This window comes from Vibrio rarus (genome assembly GCF_024347075.1).
GTDB lineage: Bacteria > Pseudomonadota > Gammaproteobacteria > Enterobacterales > Vibrionaceae > Vibrio > Vibrio rarus.
The window spans coordinates 370,421-389,616 of the sequence record NZ_AP024901.1 but is presented as its reverse complement, the minus strand read 5'-3'; the positions used below and the strand labels follow the sequence as shown (position 1 = coordinate 389,616).

The following is a 19,196-nucleotide window of genomic DNA, read 5'->3' as shown; positions in this document are numbered from 1 at the left end:
CGGAATATGATGAAGTTTAGAGTGAGTCACAAAAATAACATTCACCATGACAATAATAAACTTAAAGCGGTTAAGAGGGAGTACTGTATTAGGTTTCATCAGGGAGAAAAAAGCATGCTCAAAGCAATACTGTATGGAAAGGCAGGAAGAGTTGAGATTGGACAAAGCGAAAGTGTTAGTTGGCTCAATTTATATAAGGCTAGAGAAGACTTGCTCACTTCCACTGTGTTTGAGCGAATCGCGTATTTATCAGAAGCCATGAGAAAGTTAATCATAACTGAATGGTTTGAATTCGATCATAGAGTAATTGGTATTAATCTAGGTGATTTTTTGGGGATTGATTATTGGCCTAGGTTTGCTCACCGTCATACTCTCGGCACAAATACCGTGGAACCAGACTTGATACTGCGATTTTCTCATTGCAATATCGTTGTGGAAATTAAGCCCCCGAACGGTGGTGTGCAGTATTTTGAACAATGGGAAAAAGAGATAGAATCCTTTTTGCAAAATAAGGAAGAGAATAAGCCACTTTATTTTTTAGCCATAGGAAATATTGGTAAGAAACAACTCTATGAATGGGCACCTAAACTATTGACAAAATTTGAACCCCTTAAGTCTGTAGCAGGTATTAAGTGGGACTTCGTAGCACAGAGATTAATACAGCATAACAATAGCCTAGATATAAGGTGTCAAGACAAAGCAATTCTTAGCGATATAATCCTAGGATTAGAAATATATGGTATACAAACAAACCCTTTTCTTTGGAAGGATTTCTATAAGATGTCTATGCCAAATTTGTCTATCGATGAGGTTAGATTGAGCAGTAATACCTTAGATAAGAAATATCATAGTAAGTTGGAGAATATGGTTTTTGAAAATACAAATATGCCTATATTGGACTTGACCTCATTTGCAACATCAATTCAAACACTCGAAAAAAACATCTAATCATAGAAAGGACTCTAATATGAGCAATGATAACGAAGCGATCCTATTACAAATGCGAACTGCACATAGAATATTGGTGGGTTATTATCAGAGGTTGCTACCTTGTATTGAAAAAATTGCGCGGGAACTTGATGCTGACTTCTACTATTGGGGACCAAAAGATAATACCTTCCCTAGGTCTAACACCAATCCCTTCCAGAGGTGGCAGTGGGATTTGTTACCAGCGATGAATGGTCGGTACTTGTTTAAGAATATAGATGACACGAGTAAAACTAAATCTGGAGATTATGTTGTTGAGTTCTTAGTTATTAATGATGATGGTTATTTATCAGAGCATAGAAACGTGGAACCTGATGCCTTGAGTCTCAACATTTCAGTAGAAAAGGCTAACAGCATATTGAGAGTGGGGATTTACACAGCGTTAGAAGATAGTGGCAATAATTTCTATAGTCTCTGGGAGCACCTTGATTATCCCAAATACAGTAAGGATGGTAACACCATTGAAATTAACCAACAGAAAGGCTTTGCTGTTGGTGGGGTTGAGATACCAATTATCAAACTAGTTCAAGAAGAGGGATTAGCAGAAGTCGGTAAGATCTTGCAGAAATTGTTAGATGAAGAAAAAATGGCCACCCATTGTAAATAACAGCATGGAACACCATCGCTATAAGCGATTCCCTGCTGAAGTTGCTGTGCCTGACCTGTAAATGTTAAGAGCTCAATGTATACGCTAATGAAGGTTTAACTATGGGTGTCCATATAAATCGTTTTGAGTTATACAACATCAGCAAAGGATCTGAGCCATCGTTCATCTGAAAATATGGCCACCCATTGTAAATAACTGCATACATGATTACAGGAGATACACAGTTTCCCTAAATACGTCTCTGACAAACGTTTTAATACTGGATTGAAAAGTGTAAGTGTTCACAAACACGTTCAATATACTCGTTGACTTCTGACTCTAAGAATCGAACGCTATTATCTCCAAATTGAGCAGATGAAATGAATTCTTGGCGTTTTATTCAGCGATCAAGTGTTGTTTTTGACGTTTGTAATATTTGTAGAACATCGGCTTTGCGTAGACACTGCGACATGTGATTTCCTTATTTTTGTTATGATTTGATTACATCGTAAAACAAGGAACGTATCTCGCGATCTTGAGATGAGATACTTTTTTGAAAATTTTTAAGCATTGAAAAAGTGAATGCTATCTAACTTAAATCTATATTTCTTCTCCAAAGAAACTGCCTACAGGTGTTTGTAAAACATCAGCAAATGCTTTCAGCATTTCGTCTGTTACACGAATCATACCAGACTCAATTTTTGCAATTTTACTTCTTGTAAGGTCAATCCCTTGCAAGGTAGAAATGCGCTCGACATCTTGTTGAGATAACCCTTTGCCAAGTCTCATCTCTTTGATTTTAATGACATCATTGTTCTTTCTGTTTGTGATATTAGTCACGTTGTAGATACACTGATCTTGGTGCATCTATATATAACCGAATTGTGTACTACTGTGTACTACTGTGTTCACCCATATGGGTGCGCGTGATTCTTAACCTGTATGTTGATAACTAAATCACCTAAAAAGCAAAAAGAAGGTTGGTTTTTTATCTCGGCAGAATAAGTAAAAGGATTGAATGAATTTAATTAACTCATTCACTAAGTAGTGGTGTATGCCACAGATAACGTCAACCTAGGAAGACAAATGCAGAAGTACCATTATGTAGCTCTCTCCATTGCTGCTTTAACAGGCTGTGATAGTGACTCAAGCAACACATCAAATGATCCAACTCCAGAAGTAACTACCTTTACGACCACGGCAATTGATGGTTATCTGAAAAGTGCCGCAATTTATGCCGATCGCAACAATAATAGCGTGGCTGAACAGAGTGAATTCATTGGTAAAACCGATGAAAATGGTCAACTTAAAGTACCTGTCACTCAGCGAGATTTTGCACTAATTGTGAAAGCGATTGCAGGTGAAACTGTTGATACATCACGTGGCTTGGTAACTGATTCGTTCGAGCTAACCGCTCCAGCGGGTTTTGATGTGGTGAGTCCGATGACGAACCTCGTCGCAGACCAATTGGCTGGAAATCCAGGGCTATCTGTTGAAGAAGCAAAAACAGCCGTTGTTGAGTCGATTGTAGGCGATAATATTACCGCCGATGAGCAAGATGTGTTTGGTGATTACATCGCTAATATTGAGACTGATGTGGTTGCTCAAGCCATCAATGCCATTGGTGAAGCATTGGTCGATCTTGAGAAAGATGGTACTGAAGTGGACATCGAGCAGCTCCTTTCTGTTGTTAAGAAAATCGCTGAATACTTGGAAGTTATCATCGAAAATGAGCAGCCAATTGAAGATTTTTCACCTGTGATTGACATCCCTGAAGAGGGTGAACCTGTAGTAGAAGAAAACTATCGTCCAGGGGCAATAGCAGGAATACCAGATCAAGAAATCGAACTTGGTGAATCCATCACTCCAATTTCGGTAGCAACGTTATTTAGCGACCCTGATGATGATGCAATAACTTACCAATTTTCTGACCAGAACGGTCTGTCTCTGAATGAGTCTAACTACATTCAAGGCCAGCCAGAAACAGCAGGTCAATTCACTTACTATATTACTGCCACAGATGAGCATGGTTTAGTATCGAATGCTGTTGTGTTTGAATTAACAGTCACAACACCAAATAGCGCTCCTGTTACAGATAGTGGCGTACAAGTTAGCCTTCAAGCTGAATTAGATGTTCTTTCGGTAACAGTGGGAGAAGTTTTAAATGATTCTTTCGACATTTCAGAGCTATTTACTGATGGAGATGAGTTAACGATTTCAACTCAAGTTATCAGCTCAGAATTCGCGATTTCTGCAAATGTTTCAAACGGCGTGCTTACACTAAGTGGTACTCCCGCTAAATCTGGTGCGTTCAGTTTTATGTTAATTGCGACAGATGGCGTAAATGATATACCTGCAATAGCGGAATTTGCCTTTGAAGTATCTGAAGCTGTTGTAGAAGTTAAACACCCTCTGGAAGAGACTGTTTGGTACTACGCTGAGCGCGGTAGCAGTGACGGTGACAATGATGATAGTAATGACTACACGCGCGTATGGTGTGATGCAATACAGCTAATGGATGGCAAAGTTTACATGGGCGTTCGTGCTGCTGCAAACCGCACAAGCTGTGAGAACATTGAATTAGAAGAGTTTGAAGGTGCTTCTTACACAGTCGTTGACGGTGTACTGTCTGTGTCCTGGGATGATAGTGAAACAGATACACCAGATATCAGAACAGAAGAGTTTACTATTCTTGACGATGGTTCTTTAATCGCAGAAAGTGCGATGATTGCAAACGTTTGGGGTGAAAGAAAAGTTCTATTTACTAATAGTGCTGATCTAGAAGAGCGTTTGACGCTAACTTCTGACTACTCGAACGGCAACACCATGTTCCCTATTTATTTGCCAGACCCACAGGGCGGTGACGATCTTGTTGGTTCAGTATCTGTTACAGCTCAAATGAATATTGAGGAATATGGTTACCAAGCTGATATAGATATTTCTTTCAAAAATGCTGATGGTAATGACATTACTTGTGCTGTAATTGAAAGCAAATATAATTCTTTCGCTGTAACTGGTAACTTTGAATCAGGTGCAACTCAATATTCAACTTATGATTGTTTTAATATCGAGCTAGAGGGTGGCATTCGTGCTGGTGTAGAGCTTGATCTAAGCTTTGATAACTTCAAACAAAGCGAGATTTATAGTGTGATTGGTAAGTCATCCGATTTATCAGATGTACTGTTTAATGTTAAATGGGTAGGTAACTCTAGTCCTGTTGACCCTGAGGAACCTGTAGACCCAGAAGAGCCAATAGAACCAGCTGAGTCACCATTCAAAGATATCGATGCAGAAGCATACTTAAAGGGCAAGAAAGTATTCGCAAATTCGGTTAGTTTTTCTGATGATGCAAATTTAAGTAATGGCTCTGAGTGGACATTCTCGGATGCTGAAACTTATCAAAATAATACTTGGTCATATGATGGGGATAGTGATGAACTAGTTTATATCAGCGATGAGTTTACTTTTGCTTTATCAACATTATCGGACAAACCTGATCTGCAAGTTTACGTGTTGGGTGAGTTTGCAGGTGAAGGTACTTTACTTAGTTCAGATGTAGCGGGTCAAACTTTTTATGTATTGCAAGATGATGCTGATTATGGGAGTGACTCTAATGCCAACCCAGATCCAATACTAATTGAGTATGCATTTAATAATGATGCTACTGGTACTCTTGCGGTAGGTGAAGAGTCATGGCCTCTTACTTGGACTGTAGTGGATAATACATTGGCTATTACAACGAATGTCGGCGAAGGTATTGAAACTTGGAACTTTTACCCAACCAATATCAGTAATAGTGACTTTTTGTATCTAGTTGAGGAAGATGCGGATAATAGTAATGTAACTTACTCTATGCCATTTGGTAAATCAGAAGAAAAGACGAAGGAAATCTTTGATTACTGGGTTGCAAGACAGCAATAATCTCTCCGTTTTGACGATATAAATTGAAGCCAGCCAAAATAGCTGGCTCCCGATTTCAGATAATAACTGCGACATTCATGGAAAGGCATAGAAGAAGAAGCCAACTGCCGAAAGTGGTACGCTCTTCTCGCCAAAGAAACAAGCAGAACTACTATGAATTATCAGCAGTTGACCGAGGGAAGAAGATATCAAATTTCTGCCCTTTTGGAACGGGGAATTTCAATATCTGAAATTGCTAAGACAGTTAAATGCCATCGCTCAACCGTTTATCGAGAGCTGAAACGATGTAGCAAGAAAGAACAATATCGGCCAGACAAAGCACATCATCAATCAATAGAAAAACGACGGCAAGCCCGTAAGTATCAAGTACCTCAATCGCGTATAGATTTTATTGAGGTTCTGTTGTCTATCGATTGGAGTCCAGAGCAAATATCTAATGTCTTAACCCGCGCAGGGGCTAAAGTGAGCCATGAGTGGATTTACCGATTCGTCGCTCGTAATAAGCGACAAGGTGGAAAGCTATTTAAGCACTTGCGCCAAGGCCATAAGCGGTATCGACGGGGCAAGACAGAGAAAGCACCTGCAATCAAAAACGCAGTTTCAATAGATGAAAGGCCTGACATTGTTGATAGTCGTGAACGCTTTGGTGACTGGGAAATTGATACGGTCTTAGGCAAGCATGGAACGGGGGCAATTGTCACTCTCTTAGAGCGTCAAACGCGTTTTTATCTGACACAGAAAGTGCCCTCTAAGTCAGCAAAAGACGTGACTAACGCAACCATAGCAATGCTGATGCCTTATAAAGCGTTCGTTCATACTATTACCGCAGATAATGGTCGTGAGTTTGCAGGTCATGAAGAAATAGCACGGGCATTAGAAACCGACGTGTACTTCGCACACCCTTACAGCTCTTGTGAACGAGGAGCGAATGAAAATGCTAACGGCCTGTTGAGACAGTACGTAAAGAAAGGAACAGATCTAAGAACGGTTAGTGATGATGATATTGAAAGGGCGCAACAACGAATTAATTATCGTCCAAAAAAGTGTTTAGGGTTCAAGCAACCTGCTGTCATTTTTAGAGAAATGATGGAGGCTACTTGAATATTAAGAATGTCGCACTTCGGAGTTGAATTCGGGCTTTTTTTTCAAGGTTCAACTAGTTATTAACATTGAATTATTTGAAAAAAATACTTAGCTAATCCGAGGCTGTAACTGAAGAAAAATATGGGCACCCATTGTAAATAACAACATGGAACACCGTAACTAGAAGCGATTCTTTGTTGAAATTGCTGTGCCTGATCTATAAATGCTAGGAGCTCAATGTATGTGCGAATGAAGGTTTAACTATGGGTGTCCATATAAATCTTTTATTTTGTTTGAAACTTAATCACATTCAACAACTGCATCCAGAACAGTCATAGAATATACAATATTTAAGACAGACATTACCTCACCTGCTAAATCTGAGTCATGATGCAGTGGCCAACGTAAAGTAGCAGAGTTATCGTTACTACCTTCCCAAAAATCAACGGTTTTGCCTTTTAAAGCATTTTGAATATTACTAAATAGAGTAGGGTTTTGATCTTTATTAATATAAACCTGAAGATAGATGAGTTTACCTTCATTTCTTTTTCCTTGCATCGCCTTTGGGCTACTAAATAGTATGACGTTAACTGGTGAATTAGCAAATCCATATTTAAAAGTAGGCAGTGGTTTGAACCAAGTTTCTTTTTTATAGGAAAATGAAAATATGGCCACCCATTGTAAATAACAGCATGAAACACCGTAGCTAAAAGCGATTCCCTGCTGAAGTTGCTGTGCCTGACCTATAAATGTTAGGAGCTCAATGTATGCGCTAATGAAGGTTTAACTATGGGTGTCCAAATAAATCTATGATGGGTGTCCATATAAATCTATTGTGACGACTTGTATTATTTCTACACATTTAACACACAATTCAACTAAGCTTAGTTATATATTATATTTATCAGTCACTTAAGTTTTTCTCGCATCTCAATCTTCCCTCACATTTGTTGGTTATCCTAGTTACAGTTAGATAGATTAGGAAACTGCACATGAAAAACATCAAACAGTTAGTGACAATCTCTTTACTTGTTATCGCTACCGGTGCCGTCGCTGCATATTTTTATTTTAAGAATGATACCTCAACCGTGACTTATTCTACGGAGGCTGTTCGCGTCGGAAACATTGAAGATGTGGTGCTAACTCACGGTGTGTTATACCCCTATAAAATGGTCAATGTTGGGGCTCAAGTATCCGGTAAATTAGCGTCGATAGCCGTCACGGTCGGCGATACACTCAAAGCTGGCGATGTTATTGCTAAGATTGATAGTCATTCACAAGAAAATGCACTGAAAGAATCCTATGCATCACTCACCAATATCAATGCGCAATACCGTGCGAAGCAAGCGCAGATTCATCAGTCAGAGCTTTCTTTTGAACGACAAAAAGCGATGTTGCTAAAAAATGCTGGCTCGCAATCCATGTACGATGCGGCAAAAGCAGAACTGCTAGTTTATAAAGCCGAGCTTGATCAGCTGGCTGCGGAAAAAGAGAAGGCACAGATCAGTGTCGATAATGCGCAATTGGACTTAGGTTATACCACGATCGAATCACCCATTGATGGCACCGTTGTTTATGTTTCTGTTGAAGAGGGGCAAACGGTTAATACCAATCAATCAACGCCTACCATTGTTGAAGTTGCTCAACTTGATGTTATGACAATTAAGGCGCAAGTGTCTGAAGCCGATATTATCCATATCGAGAAAGGGCAAAAAGTGTACTTCTCTATTCTAGGCGCGCCACAGCACAATTTTTATGCTGAATTAAGATCGATAGAGCCAGGGCCAACCCTTCTTACTGGCAACGATAGCGAACTAAATATTGGTGACAATGACGCCATTTATTACAACGCCGTATTTGATGTCGACAACACAGAACAGTTGCTTCGTTTTGGTATGACAGCGCAAGTGTCGATTGTGTTAGATGCTGCGCAGAAAGCGCTATTGGTGCCATCGCAAATTTTAACTCACAAGCTTTCGGGTGAAAATCGTTATCGTGTGCCTGTGTTAGTTCAAGGTGCATTAGAAATGCGAGATGTTGAGATTGGCATCAATAATAAAGTGTATGCTCAAGTGCTCAGTGGTTTAGAGCAAGGCGACCAAGTAGTTATAGGTCAAGCCAACACCAAATCGTCATCAAGTTTTGATATGTCATCGACATTAGGGCAAGAAAAAAGCCGACGAAATAATGGTAGGCCAGGTAATGGCGGGAGACCTTAAGTATGAGTGACGTACTATTAGAAGTCTCAGGTCTTAGTCGCCACTTTCCTGCTGGTGATGATCAAATAACGGTATTGAACAACGTTAATTTGAGCATACGCCGCGGAGAAATGATCGCGATCATAGGAGCATCCGGCTCGGGTAAATCAACCTTGATGAATATTTTAGGTTGCTTAGACACGCCAAGTGAAGGGGCTTATATCGTTAATGGTCGCGATACATCAGCAATGAATCCTGAGCAATTGGCCGAATTACGACGTGACTATTTTGGCTTTATATTTCAGCGTTATCATTTGTTAGATGATCTCACGGCTATCGGTAATGTTGAGATTCCCGCGCTGTACTCGGCAGAAAATAAAACGTCCCGCCAAGCGCGTGCAGAGCAATTGTTAGATAGGTTAGGACTCGCTGACCGTATGGATCATAAGCCAAGCCAACTCAGTGGAGGGCAACAGCAAAGAGTCAGTGTTGCTCGCGCTTTAATTAATGGTGGCACGGTGATCCTTGCTGATGAACCGACCGGTGCGCTCGATAGTCACAGCGGTAAAGAAATGATGCGCCTGCTGCGTGAGTTACATCAACAAGGGCATACCATTGTTTTGGTGACTCATGATCCTAAAATTGCTGCCACTGCTGATCGCGTTATTGAGATCTCGGATGGTGAAATTGTCAGTGATATAACCTGCGATGCGAGTGACGACTTAACGCAGGATCCCGTAACAGTGACTTCATCAAGTGTTAAAGACAATCCAAGTATCGAAGATGAAAATAGCCCAAGTAAATTCCCATCAAAACCCTTCTCCGCTTCATGGTTTAGTGTTGTTGAAGCGTTCAAAATGTCGTTGTCAGCGATGGGCAGTCATCGGTTAAGAACATTTTTAACGATGTTGGGGATCATCATCGGCATTGCATCTGTGGTGTCTGTGGTCGCGATTGGTAATGGCTCTCAAGCTCAGGTATTGTCTCGAATGGCTTCAATGGGAACCAATACCATTGAAATCAAACCCGGTTCTGGGTTGGGTGACCGACGCGTAGGACGAGTTAGAACGTTAACGGTAAATGATGCCAAAGCCTTAACTCATCTACCCTTTGTTGATAGTGTGACACCGACCGTGCGCGCCAATGTTGCGGTGCGTTATGGCAGTAAGGCGATCACAGCAGAAGTGCAAGGCGTTGGCCCTGATTATTTTCGCGTTCGGGGTTTTAATGTTGCGCAAGGGCAATTATTTAATGAGCAGAGTGTTGATGCACTAGAGCAAGTGGCGGTTATTGATCATAATACCTTTAATGCGCTTTTCCCTGATGGTGATGCGCTTGGCAAAGTCATCTTTTTAGGTCGCTTGCCGGTACGCATTATCGCGGTGACACAAGCAAGGGAAATGGCATTTGGTAATAGCGACGCTCTGAATGTATGGCTGCCTTATAGTACAGTAAACTCACGTATCTATAGCCAAAATCACGTTAATGAGATTACGGTTAGAGTGAGCGATGACGAGTCCAGTATTGCAGCTGAGCAAGCCATAATCAACTTAATTAAAATGCGTCATGGTGTGCAGGATTTCTTTACCGTCAATACAGATACGGTAAGAGAAAATATTGAACAAACCTCGTCTTCGATGACTATGCTCATTTCGGCCATTGCCTTTATTTCATTGGTGGTTGGTGGTATTGGTGTTATGAATATCATGTTGGTGTCGGTAACCGAACGAACCCGAGAAATCGGCATTCGTATGGCCGTTGGCGCAAGACAGGCCGATATTTTAAGACAATTCTTAATCGAAGCTGTTTTAGTTTGTCTGTGTGGTGGCGTTTTGGGCATAGGATTAGCTTATGCTGTGGGTTTAATTATTTCATCGACGGGCAGTGGTTTGAGTATGATTTATTCCACAAACTCAATTACCGCCGCTTTCATTTGCTCAACACTGATTGGGGTTCTCTTTGGTTTCTTACCTGCCAGAAATGCAGCAAGATTAAACCCTGTAGACGCGTTATCTCGAGGATAAGGAAAAAACGTTGAAGGTACATTATAAACTGAAGCTCATTCATAAGTTCTTTTTCGCTTTTTGCATCACCAGTTTTGTAGCGGTGTGCGTTATGCTCGCTCTGATCATGCAAAACCTGTCATCGGGATTTCATGATTTTATTAAGGAGGCAGAATCGAGCTATATCGAACAAGTAAGCCAGAAGTTGGGTTATTATTATCAAGCGAATGGCTCGTGGCAATCATTAAAAGAAGATGAGAATAATTGGCGACGTTTAGTTGGCACTCGAAAAGGGGATGAGGAGAGTGAGTCACTCTCTTTGCCGACCGATACCACAGGGATGAGCCAATTACTGCAAACGCAGAGAAGACTCAGTTTATATGATGCTAATAAAGTGGTCGTGATAGGCAGAGACCGAATTGGCGAAGACCGCTTTACTCAAAGCATAGTGCTAGAAGGGCGCGTTATTGGTTGGTTAAGTTATATTCCTTCACAATTGGCCGATCACAGCCCTGCCAATGTATTTTTGGCGGAGCAATACCAAAGCTATATTGCAATTACCTTGATTGTTATTGTGGTTGCGTTTGTGACCGCCTGGATTTTCTCTCGTCATTTAGTCGCGCCCATCTTTAGGGTGAATGAAGGTACGACACAGTTAATTCAAGGTAATCTTGCAACAAGAGTGCACAGCAGTAGTAATGATGAACTTAGTTTATTGACTGACAATATTAATGTTCTGGCTCAGACATTGGAGCAGAACAAAACGGAACGTTCTAAATGGATGTCAGATGTAGCTCATGAACTGAAAACCCCACTCACAGTGGTTCGTGGGCAGCTCAACGCCATTCAAGATGGGATTTTTAAAGCGGATGAAAAACGTTTACAGGTGATGATTGAGCAAATTGATGGCATGGGTCATTTAGTGGATGATATTTACCAGTTGTCCAGTAGTGATATTGGCGGTTTATCCTATCAAAAATCGTCATTCAACCTTGTTGAACTTGTTAAGGATACCTTACTTGGTTTCAAGGTTAAAACTGATGACTTAGGGCTGAGTTTACAGTGTGAATCCTTATATACAAAAGAGAATGCAGCGTGTCTTGTGGTTGCCGATCGGGAACGTTTGACACAATTATTTAGTAATATATTGGAAAATAGCTGTCGTTATACCAACACGCCGGGAAGCATCGCGTTATCGCTTAATCAAGATAAGAATACCGTTACGGTGATTATCGAAGACACGTCACCATCTATACCTGAGCAAGACCTGACGCGAGTATTTGAGCGTTTTTATCGAGTAGAACAATCACGCAGCCGAGAGCATGGCGGTTCTGGTATTGGTTTAGCATTGTGCCATCAAATTATTGAGGCGCATCAAGGCACTATTTGTGCGTCAAAATCAGTTTTGGGCGGTGTTAAAATGATGATAACTCTGCCGGTACATCACCAAAGCTCATCAATATAATGGCTCGCAATAGACGTCGATAGAGGATAAATAGAATGAATACGCACATTTTGATTGTGGAAGACGAGGAATACATTACCGAAGTCTTAATCGCGTATTGCCAAAATAGCGGCTTTGAAGTGACCCATCTTGCATCGGGTGCAAAAGTGGTAGAGACGGTGAAATCGCACACATTCGACTTAATACTGCTTGATTTGATGTTGCCCGATATGGATGGCATCGAGATTTGCAAACAGGTACGCCAGTTCTCTCAATTACCCATCATTATGGTGACCGCAAAAAGTGAAGAGATTGACCGATTAATTGGTTTAGAGCTCGGAGCCGATGATTATATTTGCAAGCCATTTAGCCCTAGGGAAGTGATTGCGAGGATCAAAACCGTACTGCGCCGCACTCAAGTTATCACTCCAAACCAAACAGCTAAACCCAGCACCGAATTAGTATTGGGACAATTTGTATTGAAGCCCGACGAATATGAAGCTCGATTTGGTGGCAATTTTCTCGATTTAACGCCTAAAGAGTTTATGTTACTTAAAATATTGGTTGAGCATCCAGGCCGAGTATACAGCCGTGATGATATTCTCAATGCGCTTTACAGTGATCTTGCAGATGTATCAGACAGAAATATAGACACCCACATTAAGAATATCCGCAAAAAAATACATGCGGTTGCACGAACAGCAAACCCTATCCGCTCGGTTTATGGGGTAGGGTACAAATTGCAGCATGAGAGTTTTAAATAACTTATAGACAGCTTGATCAAACTATGTGTCGATTTGTACTATTCGTAAGCGCATCCAAAACCCCACACTCTCGCTTTGTGGCTGAAATCGTAAAGAAGAAAGCACCAGTAATGTATAAAAAAAATATGGCCACCCATTGTAAATAACAGCATGGAACACCGTAACTAAAAGCGATTCCCTATTAAAGTTGCTGTGCCTGACCTGTAAATGTTAGGAGCTCAATGTATGCGCTAATGAAGGTTTAACTATGGGTGTCCATATAAATATCTCACCTTATGATATGAGATTTTTAACAAGATTTTGTCTAATACCTTCGCAGCGAAGCATGTGGTGAGTCCTGTATATGTAGATACCTTTCTACAACGCCAAGAAAAAAGCCCTCATTGCAACGCAACGAAGGCTTAAATCCATTCCAATAATCTGACTGCCGCTTAATTCACAACGTAGTGCTTTCTTGCAGCGTCAAGGATCTTGGTTGCTTCTGCTTCATTGCCCCAGCCTTGAAGTTCCATGCCACCGTCTGGGCCTTTGTAGTTTTCAAACCATAGACCAACGATGTCTTTTACACCTGGGTAGGTAGTGTTTAGCTCGTTTAGAGAAGCCACATCTTTAAATGGAGAGTCGTTAGTGAGTACGCCAATAAGTTTATCGTCTTGCTCGCCATCATCTAGCATTTTCATCACACCGATAAGACGTACAGGAACAACGTCACCACGTGGTACTGACTGACCAAGAATAATCACATCTAGCGGGTCGCCGTCACCACCAAATTCTTTGGGTAGTGACGTACGTGGGATAGAACCGTAGTTCCCTGGGTAACCAAGGTAGTTTACCACGCGTGGTGCGCCTTTTTTGTGTTCCCAGATAACATGCTTGTCATTGTCTTTGCTTAGTTCCCACTTAGCGGAAGTCCCTGTTGGGATCTCTACAATTGCATTAACGATACCATCAGCAGAGGCTGCCGGGTAATCATTAAAGCTTGTGTTTGCTTCAAGGGTAAATTGGTCTACTTGCTTGAGTGTAGGAGCTGATGCCGCTGCTAAGTCATAGCTTAAACCATTGGCGGTAGATGTTGTTTTATAACGCAGCATGTAGTCAACCTTACCGCGCTCTTTGAACAGTTTATCGAAGCCTTTTTGATTGTATGCGTCAAACTGCCCCATATTCTTAACAGAAAGCTTTGAACCACCAACATTGTTGGTATCCATAGATAGGATATGGTTACTGACCGCATTAACGGCCTTTGCGTAACCTTCGGTAGAATTTAGATCAAAGTCTGCGGTATCAATCGCTTTACGTACTTCTTTAGACCAGTAGAACTCTAAGAAAGGAACTGTCTGTTCTGGCTTGTTCCAACTCACACCACGAGAAAAGTACATCAGTGAGCGGTATTGATCGTTAGCGAAGTTGGTTAGCCCAAGAGAGGTTGGAAGTTGTTGATAGCTAATCGATTCACCGTTGTTGTCAAACAGCCATGTATTGCCGTCTTTAGCCATTTGGTTCCAGAACGCATCCATGTTTTTGAGGTTGCGGTAATCTTTATCAACCACCACATTCACATTGAACGATGCGCCACCTTGCGGCATGCGGTAGAACACATTGAACGTATGGTGACCATCAGTCAGGTAGTATTCACCGTTAGGGGCGATAGCGACTGTCTTCATGTCTTGTTTACGTGTACCTGTTTCCATTTCACAGGTGAAAGTTGAAGAAATATTCGGGTGTGCTTGGTCTTTGATGCTCGCTACGCCTTTTTGGCCGTTGGCTTCGCAGATTTCATCAAACATCTTTTCTTGGTCAAATTGGTAACGACCCAACTTGTACATAATTTGATCATAGCCCACAGATGGTTGAGTTGGTTTTAACTCATGGAGACTAAGGTTAATAACATCGCCTTCAGAGACATTGCTTGCGTGAGTTGGTAAAGCGAAGATAGCCAGAGCGCCAATCGTGGTAAAGATCCCGGTCTTATTCATAAGTCCTTCTATAATATGGAATGAAAATTCATGCGTTAAATTAATATGCAATCGTGACATAAATATTTCATTCTGATAAAGAAGATGTTGCAGTCGTTGTGGGATGGGTGACTGATGTAGGCCTACCGATCAGAGCGAACCTGAACAAGGCAACGTTCCGCGATGCAGATTTACGAAACGCAAACATGAGCCACGTGCAAATGCTAGACATTGATTTGTATGGTGCAGCTCTATTTCGAACCGATTTCAGTCACGCTAATCGGAGCGATAGCGCAATCAACCGTGTTGACACTAGCCATTATCAAGCTACGGAATCCAAGTCAGCAGTGTATTTCAGAAGCTTTTTATCGAATAAAAGACTGAGCCTGATTGATGCTACTGATGACTTTAGCCCTATCAACGCCTAAACGGCCAGAATCTAACATCATTGTCCAATGGACTATAGCTTGTTCATATCTCGCACTCATAAAGTGGTCTGAAGCTATCAGTTGCAGCGCTGTTTCGTTGAATGGATCCATCTCTAGAGTCATGTCCAATAAACGGCGTACATCAGATGTGATGGTTTGTGAGTTTTGATAATACTGGGCAGTGGCTAGAGCGGAAAACTGTCCTGCGTAAGGGACTTTAGAAAGCCTTATTGCATAATCAAAGCAGGTCGTTGCGGAGTCAAATTCATATTGGCTCATATAAAGCTGACCTAGTTCGAACCATGCATTGGCATCGTTAGGGCTGTCAGTTAGCTGTCTCTGTTTGTCCTCCATCACTTGTTCAATGGTGAGAGGCGCTTTAGCAAGAGGTGGGGAAGGTAACTCATTTTTTAGAACAAACCAAACACCAGATGCCAGAGTAAAGATAACTACAGTCGCTAAACTTGAAAAGGAAAGACTGGCAGTATTTGACAGCTGTTTTCGCAGCGCTGCATAGAGTATGCCTGCAGTGATTAAGACCAAGCTGAATAATATAGCTGCCGTACTTTGCATTGATTCTCCTGTGACAATGAGGCTCCGGAAATATCGGAGCCTCGGTTAGGTTATTGTAGCCTGCCTATTTTAAGTGGCGTTTAATAATTGGCTTCACGTGTTTGAGCATCTTCTTCCCATTTTGGTACTACAGTTTTCAAGAAGTGTTCTTTCTCTGCATTCATCGCATCCATATCCATACCAAGAGCCGCTTGTGCTTTCTCTTTGGTCGAGATATCAGGAATTTGTACTGGGTCTGTAACCCCTTTCTTCGCAAGAAGTCGAATGGTCTTCGTTCTAGCATCTGCTGCTCTATCAACAGCCGTACCTAGCACTTCTAATGCAATCTCAGGAGCGTGCATGTGTATGCCATGTGATGCGATAGCGTAATCCCAGCGCCATTGAGCATGTCGAATATCTTGTAGAATAGGCTCCATCTCTTGTTTAGTGGCACCTGCATCCCAAGCTGCTTTTGCCTCAAAGTGAGCAGCAACAATTTGCTTCTCAGCAGTCAGTTTCATGTTAAGTACTTGCGCTTTACGCGTTGAAACTATGCCTTGAAGCTGTTCTTTACTTTGGGTATGGCAGTTAGCACAAGTATCCTCGAAGCGGTCTAATGGGTTACCAATCTTATGGTCTGTGTACACCGTGCCGTCTTCGCGCTCAACTTTAGGCATATGACAGTCAACACACACGACGTTGTTTTTACCGTGAATACCGTCACGCCACGTTTCGTAGCCAGGGTGTTGAGCTTTCAGCATTGGGGCTTTAGAGACGCCATGCGTCCAATCGGAAAAACCAATGGCGTCGTAATAGAGTTCCATCTCGCCGACACTTGTACCCATATCCCAAGGAAATTTAACGGCGTTTTTCGCGTCTTTAACGAAGTAGTATTCAACGTGGCATTGTGCACAAACACTCGCTTGTTGATCTAATCGAGATTGCTTTTCAAATGGCTTGCTAATCGCTTGCATGGCGCGATCGACATAAGGGCGGGTAATGGCTAGCTCAGGCTCTCCATTTTTGAATTTCTCACTACCTGTATCATGACAGTCAGAACAGCCAATAGGGTTCACGATTTCGCTACCAAGACGAGCCCATTTACCTTCAAAATATCCATCTTCACCACGTTCATCAATGATACGAGCAACGTCAGGGCTCTTACAGCTCCAACACGCCATTGGCATAGGACCAGAATCGGCATCAGTAGGGCCACCAGTACGTAAGGTTTCCCTTACATCATCAATGGCATAAAAATGCCCACGGGCTTTATTATAATCTTTGGCAAAACCATAGCCCGCCCACATGATCACCATATTCGGGTCTCCTGCGAGCGCATCGTCTATTTCTTCACTTTCGCTGGTGGCTTTCCAGCTATGGTATTGATCTGGATGTGCATCTTCGAATGCTTGATTACGCGGATCAATGCGTACTCCATCCTCGGCAGACGCAAAAGCACTGCAGGTCAAAAGACCTAACAAAGCTATAGGCGCGAAAAACCTTACTTTCCACTGTTTGTTCACAATGCTATCTCCATATTCTCATTTTATGAATTGCGTTGTGGGGCAGGTTCCTAAAAAGAATTGGAGGTGAAGCCTATACGGTTGAGCAATATAGACAACGACATAAGTGTAAGTGAAAAATAGCAGAGCTCATTTGTTAACATAACTTAAATTGATTTATATCAATTTGCCGAGTAGACATAGGTCACAAAAGGTAATTTAAATGTTAAATCAAGGTTAATGAGATTAAATGTCATTTAAAATCAGTGGATTACTACTGTTTTTAATGATGTTTTTTCTGGGTCTGTCTCACTAATACACATAATTTAATTAGGTATGTAGCGCATTTGTTATTATTATTAATTAAAGCGTTGTGGCTTATCCTAAATAAGAATTGATTGCACTTGGCTTCAGTAATATAGAGCCGAGAGGTGTTAATTAGTGATCGAAATAAATTGGACTCAATTTTATCTCGATTTAAGGAAAGGATACGATGGGCAATGTTAAATTGACCATAGGTACAATGCTTCAAGTCTTACTAGCACTGTGTCTATTTGGTTATTCTATTAATGTTTTGGCCAAAGATAGTGCCCCAAGTGATTCAGCGACATCAGAACGCTATAAAGTAGAGTTTACAAGGGACAAAGATTACAAATGTATTCAATGTCACAAGGACTCTAAACACACTTTATCTGGATCTCATGGACAAAATGTCATCGATGCAATGGGTAAAGAAGCCTATTGTACAGATTGTCATAGTAACATCGGGCCAGATCATCGCGACGGTGGATCAACCGTCATCAAATACTCTGATGCACAGTCTCAAGCAGGGACGGATAAGCAACAGTTATCTCCTGAAATGATTCTTAAAGCCAACAGCACTTGTATGGATTGTCATACGTCTGAAAGCTTGCGTGAATCAAGTTGGACACATGATGTGCATGCCAAAAACTTAACATGTTCGAATTGTCATATCGTTCATGGGACCGATGCTAAGGTATTGTCCTATGATCATAAGGCTGTCGTTGGTATGTGTGTCGACTGTCATTCAGACTTCAACCACAAGCGCGAAGAGTAGGAGATGATATGAGTTGTTCTAGAAGAAACTTCATCGCTGGCGCAGGCGCCGTCATCTTTACTACAGGCGTTGGCACAACGGCGGCTTTATCTAGTCGACACTCGTTTGCCAGTGGGGAAGAAGAGGCGAAGATCAAATACGGCATGCTTCATGATGAAAATGCCTGTATTGGTTGTACAGCTTGTACCGAGGCATGTCGAAAAGTGAATAATGTTCCTGAGGGAGTGAGCCGTTTAGAGATTGAACGCTCTGAGCCTATTGGCGCATTTCCCGATGTGGAATATCGGTTTACGCGAGATGCTTGTCAGCATTGTGAGAACCCGCCTTGCGTGTATGTGTGCCCAACAGGAGCAGCATACAAAGACGAAGCAACAGGCATTGTCGATGTTCATAAAGAGAAGTGCGTAGGTTGTGGCTATTGCTTAGCCGCATGTCCTTATCAAGTTCGCTTCTTCCAACCAGAGACGAAATCAGCTGATAAATGTAATTTCTGTCGTGATACCAATCTCGCAGAAGGTAAGCAACCTGCTTGTGTAGAGAGTTGCCCAACCACTGCATTAGTGTTTGGTGATCTCAATGATCCTAACAGTAATATCAGTCAAGCAATTAAGACGAAGCCTGTTTATCGTGACAAAGTCACTTTGGGAACTAAGCCTCAGATGTATAAAGTGCCGTTTGATAAGGGGGAGGTGTAA

At 41.6% G+C, this 19,196-nt stretch carries 16 protein-coding genes; 11 read left to right on the top strand and 5 right to left on the bottom strand.

The genetic code is table 11. The annotated features are described in order from the left end of the window. Nucleotides 1-114: 114 nt before the first annotated feature. The gene (locus OCU56_RS14820; protein ID WP_261875495.1) at nt 115-948 is read left to right on the top strand and encodes a hypothetical protein; all 834 of its coding nucleotides are present in this window, start codon (nt 115-117) and stop codon (nt 946-948) included. A 19-nt stretch (nt 949-967) separates the two neighbouring features. Further along, complete coding sequence (locus OCU56_RS14815; RefSeq protein ID WP_261875494.1) at nt 968-1,594, top strand: hypothetical protein; 627 nt, start codon at nt 968-970, stop codon at nt 1,592-1,594. A gap of 579 nt (nt 1,595-2,173) precedes the next feature. Here the strand turns inward: OCU56_RS14815 and OCU56_RS14810 are convergent. Continuing rightward, nucleotides 2,174-2,413 (bottom strand): helix-turn-helix domain-containing protein, encoded by a 240-nt coding sequence (locus OCU56_RS14810; protein WP_261875493.1) that lies wholly within the window; start codon nt 2,411-2,413, stop codon nt 2,174-2,176. Nucleotides 2,414-2,659: 246 nt separating this feature from the next. On the opposite strand from OCU56_RS14810, the gene OCU56_RS14805 reads away from it, so the two are divergent. Both OCU56_RS14805 and OCU56_RS14800 read left to right on the top strand, forming a co-directional pair. After that, nucleotides 2,660-5,494: a putative Ig domain-containing protein gene (locus OCU56_RS14805; protein ID WP_261875492.1), complete on the top strand. Its 2,835-nt coding sequence runs from the start codon at nt 2,660-2,662 to the stop codon at nt 5,492-5,494. A gap of 153 nt (nt 5,495-5,647) precedes the next feature. Next, nucleotides 5,648-6,595 carry an IS30 family transposase gene (locus tag OCU56_RS14800; RefSeq protein ID WP_261872596.1) on the top strand — a complete coding sequence of 316 codons (948 nt, stop codon included), beginning with the start codon at nt 5,648-5,650 and terminating at the stop codon, nt 6,593-6,595. 282 nt (nt 6,596-6,877) lie between these two features. Here the strand turns inward: OCU56_RS14800 and OCU56_RS14795 are convergent, their stop codons facing one another. Continuing rightward, nucleotides 6,878-7,252 carry a hypothetical protein gene (locus tag OCU56_RS14795; protein WP_261875491.1) on the bottom strand — a complete coding sequence of 125 codons (375 nt, stop codon included), beginning with the start codon at nt 7,250-7,252 and terminating at the stop codon, nt 6,878-6,880. A 317-nt stretch (nt 7,253-7,569) separates the two neighbouring features. On the opposite strand from OCU56_RS14795, the gene OCU56_RS14790 reads away from it, so the two are divergent. From OCU56_RS14790 to OCU56_RS14775, 4 genes are read left to right on the top strand one after another with little or no spacing between them, the layout of a single operon-like run. Continuing rightward, nucleotides 7,570-8,796, top strand: coding sequence for an efflux RND transporter periplasmic adaptor subunit (locus OCU56_RS14790; RefSeq protein ID WP_261875490.1), 1,227 nt, complete (start codon nt 7,570-7,572; stop codon nt 8,794-8,796). Nucleotides 8,797-8,798: 2 nt separating this feature from the next. Continuing rightward, the gene (locus OCU56_RS14785; protein WP_261875489.1) at nt 8,799-10,799 is read left to right on the top strand and encodes a MacB family efflux pump subunit; all 2,001 of its coding nucleotides are present in this window, start codon (nt 8,799-8,801) and stop codon (nt 10,797-10,799) included. A gap of 10 nt (nt 10,800-10,809) precedes the next feature. Then, the gene (locus OCU56_RS14780; RefSeq protein ID WP_261875488.1) at nt 10,810-12,243 is read left to right on the top strand and encodes an ATP-binding protein; all 1,434 of its coding nucleotides are present in this window, start codon (nt 10,810-10,812) and stop codon (nt 12,241-12,243) included. Nucleotides 12,244-12,278: 35 nt separating this feature from the next. Continuing rightward, the gene (locus tag OCU56_RS14775; RefSeq protein ID WP_261875487.1) at nt 12,279-12,986 is read left to right on the top strand and encodes a response regulator; all 708 of its coding nucleotides are present in this window, start codon (nt 12,279-12,281) and stop codon (nt 12,984-12,986) included. Between the two features lie 431 nt (nt 12,987-13,417). Here the strand turns inward: OCU56_RS14775 and OCU56_RS14770 are convergent, their stop codons facing one another. Further along, nucleotides 13,418-14,962 carry a ParB-like protein gene (locus OCU56_RS14770; protein WP_261875486.1) on the bottom strand — a complete coding sequence of 515 codons (1,545 nt, stop codon included), beginning with the start codon at nt 14,960-14,962 and terminating at the stop codon, nt 13,418-13,420. Nucleotides 14,963-15,060: 98 nt separating this feature from the next. On the opposite strand from OCU56_RS14770, the gene OCU56_RS17530 reads away from it, so the two are divergent. After that, complete coding sequence (locus OCU56_RS17530; protein ID WP_390904881.1) at nt 15,061-15,369, top strand: pentapeptide repeat-containing protein; 309 nt, start codon at nt 15,061-15,063, stop codon at nt 15,367-15,369. Here the strand turns inward: OCU56_RS17530 and OCU56_RS14765 are convergent. Beyond that, nucleotides 15,307-15,942: a TPR domain-containing protein gene (locus tag OCU56_RS14765; RefSeq protein ID WP_261875485.1), complete on the bottom strand. Its 636-nt coding sequence runs from the start codon at nt 15,940-15,942 to the stop codon at nt 15,307-15,309. The genes OCU56_RS17530 and OCU56_RS14765 overlap by 63 nt on opposite strands. A gap of 80 nt (nt 15,943-16,022) precedes the next feature. Further along, nucleotides 16,023-17,408, bottom strand: a complete 1,386-nt coding sequence (gene nrfA / locus OCU56_RS14760) for an ammonia-forming nitrite reductase cytochrome c552 subunit (protein WP_390904888.1) — start codon at nt 17,406-17,408, stop codon at nt 16,023-16,025. A 508-nt stretch (nt 17,409-17,916) separates the two neighbouring features. On the opposite strand from nrfA, the gene nrfB reads away from it, so the two are divergent. Together nrfB and nrfC are read left to right on the top strand one after the other, a co-directional pair. Then, nucleotides 17,917-18,501 (top strand): cytochrome c nitrite reductase pentaheme subunit, encoded by a 585-nt coding sequence (gene nrfB / locus OCU56_RS14755; RefSeq protein WP_261875483.1) that lies wholly within the window; start codon nt 17,917-17,919, stop codon nt 18,499-18,501. Nucleotides 18,502-18,509: 8 nt separating this feature from the next. Further along, on the top strand, nt 18,510-19,196 hold the full coding sequence (gene nrfC, locus OCU56_RS14750; RefSeq protein ID WP_261875482.1) for a cytochrome c nitrite reductase Fe-S protein: 687 nt from the start codon (nt 18,510-18,512) through the stop codon (nt 19,194-19,196).